General features: G+C 59.2%; 3 protein-coding genes. 1 reads left to right on the top strand and 2 read right to left on the bottom strand.

Features of this window, described 5'->3' with window-relative positions; all coding sequences use genetic code 11:
- Positions 1–135: 135 nt before the first annotated feature.
- Together VIW95_RS03585 and VIW95_RS03580 are read right to left on the bottom strand one after the other, a co-directional pair.
- Positions 136–1,056: a lysophospholipid acyltransferase family protein gene (locus VIW95_RS03585; RefSeq protein ID WP_331584043.1), complete on the bottom strand. Its 921-nt coding sequence runs from the start codon at positions 1,054–1,056 to the stop codon at positions 136–138.
- 34 nt (positions 1,057–1,090) lie between these two features.
- Positions 1,091–1,834: an RIO1 family regulatory kinase/ATPase gene (locus VIW95_RS03580; RefSeq protein WP_331584042.1), complete on the bottom strand. Its 744-nt coding sequence runs from the start codon at positions 1,832–1,834 to the stop codon at positions 1,091–1,093.
- 593 nt (positions 1,835–2,427) lie between these two features.
- Here VIW95_RS03580 and VIW95_RS03575 point away from each other — a divergent pair.
- Positions 2,428–2,970, top strand: a complete 543-nt coding sequence (locus VIW95_RS03575) for a DUF1993 domain-containing protein (protein ID WP_331584041.1) — start codon at positions 2,428–2,430, stop codon at positions 2,968–2,970.
- Positions 2,971–3,265 lie beyond the last annotated feature (295 nt).

Below are 3,265 nucleotides of genomic sequence, written 5' to 3'. Positions count from 1 at the left end.
GTTCGCCCCGATGGTCGCCAATGCTCGACCGGTTTTCGGCTACGTTCACACCGGCTACTTCCGCACGATGGACGATCTGAAAAGCTACGACGCGCTCAAAGCCGAGTTCGCGTCGTCGCCACCGCCAAAAATGACCTAGTAGAAGCGCGATTCGCCGGGCGGGCGCGTTTTCCATCGCCGATGAATCCAGTTCCAGTGATCCGGATGCGCGCGGATCATCTGCTCGAGCGTGTTGCTGTATTGCTGCGTGTACTCGCGCACCATCGCCTCGCGGTTGCGAGTTTTCTCAGGATAGAAGGCTGGCAGAATCGTAATTTTGTGATGGACAGTGTCGCCCTGGCGCACCATGAACACCGGCATTACCGGAGCGCCGGTGACGATCGACAGCCGCGCGATGCCGTCGCTGGTCGAGGCCGGCATCCCGAAGAAATCCACGAACACGCCTTTGCGCACGTCGAGGTCGAGCGCGATCGCGATCATCCAGTTCTGCCGCAACATCCTCATCATCTCGCGCCCGCCCGCCTTGCGCTCGATAATACGGTTGCCGTAGCGGATCCGCTGGGTCGAGATGGCGGCGTCGATGAGCGGATTGCGCAGCGCGCGGTGCACGATAGCGAGGCGGTAGCCGTAAACCGACTGCGCAATCTGCATCAACTCGAAATTTCCGTAGTGCCCGGTCAGCACGAACAGGCCGCGGCCGTTGGAGCGGCGCTCGGCCTCGTCCCAGTGTTCCTTGCCCTCGTAAGTCGCGACCTGCTCGACGTTGGCGCGGCTGAGTTCGGGCAAGTGGGTCCATTCGGCGAGCACGCGCCCCCAGCTGCGATACATCTTGCGGAGAATGCTAAGGCGCGCCGCGGGAGCCATCTCGGGAAAAGCGATCTCGAGATTTTTGATCGCGATCGGCCGGTTGGGCCGGTCGAAATTCATCGCCCATCCGCCCAGCCGCGCGCCCGCCCGCACCGCGCGCTCCAATGGCATCGCTCGCAGCGCCGCAGTGACAGCGGTGATACCCGTGTATTCGATGCGGGCTTTAACCGGACCGATTTGCCTGGCCATATCTAAACTCTATCGTTCATTCAATCGGTGCTCATCACAACCTGCCCGCCTGGTAGTTTGCCCACAATGCGTTCGCGATCCTCATCGCGTCCGCACGAATTCCGTACTTCACGAAATACCCGCAGACGTTTTCAAGATCGCGGCCGAGCAGCGACCTCGCACTCGGGTTGACCCGCGCATCGACTGCTTGCGGAAAGTCGATCGCGACGATTCGATTCTCCCAGTAAAGCAGGTTGTACGGCGACAAGTCGCCATGCACGAGATGGTTGGCGAGCCACAACGTGACGTTGTCGATAATCTGGCGCAGAGATTTCTCCGCCTCCTCGCGCGGCAGCGTAACGCGATTGAGCATCGGCGCGGCGGCTTCCTCGTCGCCGAAATATTCCATCAGGATCGCGCCATTCGATCGCGAGAATACCTCGGGCACGTCTGCGCCCGCGCCATGAAGCATCCGCATGGTCTGAAATTCGGCGTTGATCCAGGTACCGTATTGCACATCGCGCCCGTGACGGCTCTTGTTCGCCAGCGCGCGTTTTGTGCGACTGCTCAGCACGGCGTCACGCCCGGTCTGATAGATCGCATCGTTGTGAAAATTGCGCCGCTCGAGCGGACGGTAAACTTTCGCTGCGACCAGCCCGCCGCCCGACGCGTCCGCGCCGCGGCAGCAGTACACAGTAGCTTCTTTCCCGCTCCGAACTACATATAGGACGTCGGTTATCGATCCATCGCCGATAAACGCGTCGAGTAATCCTTCATCGATCTCTAAAGCAGTAGTCATCTCTTGCCTCAATAGTTGGAAGTTGCGTTCGCGCTGCTCTGATTTTCTGTCGCGCATTTTCCGTCATGGCTTCGTCCTCCATTTGCGATTTTGAAATCGAATCCTCGAATCGCGTACGCGCGGGGCTTCCGCGCGAAGCGGGCCACGGAAACAAAAAAGCCACGGAAGCTTTCGCCTCCGTGGCTACGATGTCGGGGAATTTCCGGTCGGTTACCGGCGACTACCGCTCAGCGGAGGTGCACTCGTCGTGTGCGATTCGGCAAGATCTTTCAAGTTGGTATTCATTGCGTGTGCACCTCCCGTCAGGGAGTTGATGAAAATATCCGCGCGTGCGTGTCGTAAGTCAATCGCGCGCGAGGTAAACAGATTCCTGGATGCCGGAAAAGTCCCCCTAATGATGGACCGAAAGCAAAAGACCGTCCGCGGGATTTTGCGATTGACACTGGGTCAAGGGGTCACCGCTTGCGCCCACCGCGCAGGTGATGGTGTTTTTCAAACATCGCGCCGCACGCCGCGAATCAGGTGTTGTCGAGGTGCCTCCGCTCTGGGTATGAAAGTTCGAAGCGCATTTAACCTGCGAGAAAGGAGTCACAATGAAGGTCTCGATTTACGCAATGGCGATTGAAACGTATGTGCCCATGCTGCGCTCGCTATCTCACGTTCTCGACCAGGGAGCCGAGTATGCGCGCGCGAAAAAATCCGATGCCGCAGACCTGGTGAATGCGCGGCTGGCGCCAGATATGTACACGCTGGCGCGACAAGTGCAGATGGCCTGCGATCAAGCCACTGATTCGACGGCGCGCCTGAGTAGCAAGGACGCCCCGCAGTTCGAGGACAACGAGAAGACACTCGAGGAGCTAAAGGCTCGTATCTCCAAAACGCTCAAGTACGTAGAGAGCATACGGGCAGACACATTGGACGGCGCCGAGGATCGCAAGATCACGATTCCGATCCCCGAAAACAACATCGAGTTCGAAATGAACGGACTGGAATACTTGAGAGATTGGGCGATGCCGCATTTCTACTTCCACGTCGTCACCGCATACGGCATCCTGCGTCACAAAGGCGTCAATATCGGCAAGCGCGACTACATGAACCAGGTTGGCAAATACATTCGCCCTCTCAATCCAGCGTGAGCAAGGGTCGGGGTCGCAAGGTGGGATCCCGAGAGATCCCACCTACAACACCTATCTAAGCCCGCGCAACGCGCCTCGCGCGCAGCAGGGTTACCTCGCTGGTCGGATGAGCCGGATGTAGCTACAATCGTGGCGGAGAATCTGCCGTGGGAAATGTTGCCGCAACCTTCGACCTTCGCGAACGCGCCGACGTTCGTAGCGTCGCCGCCGAGCGCACCGCCTCGATTCCGTGGTACGTGTGGTGCCTTACCGCCGCGACCGCCGCCGACTTTTTCGGCGGCTACTGGGACATCTC

Origin of the sequence: Binatus sp. (SeqCode) (genome assembly GCF_036522015.1) — a bacterium.
In the GTDB taxonomy this organism is placed as follows: domain Bacteria; phylum Desulfobacterota; class Binatia; order Binatales; family Binataceae; genus Binatus.
The sequence above is the reverse complement of the archived record's forward strand: the minus strand, read 5'-3'. Positions and strand labels throughout refer to the sequence as shown.

Bases quoted from the DNA above. Each gene is read 5' to 3' on its own strand.
- VIW95_RS03585 (WP_331584043.1), bottom strand. From the start codon at position 1,056: ATGGCCAGGCAAATCGGTCCGGTTAAAGCCCGCATCGAATACACGGGT.
- VIW95_RS03580 (WP_331584042.1), bottom strand. From the start codon at position 1,834: ATGACTACTGCTTTAGAGATCGATGAAGGATTACTCGACGCGTTTATC.
- VIW95_RS03575 (WP_331584041.1), top strand. From the start codon at position 2,428: ATGAAGGTCTCGATTTACGCAATGGCGATTGAAACGTATGTGCCCATG.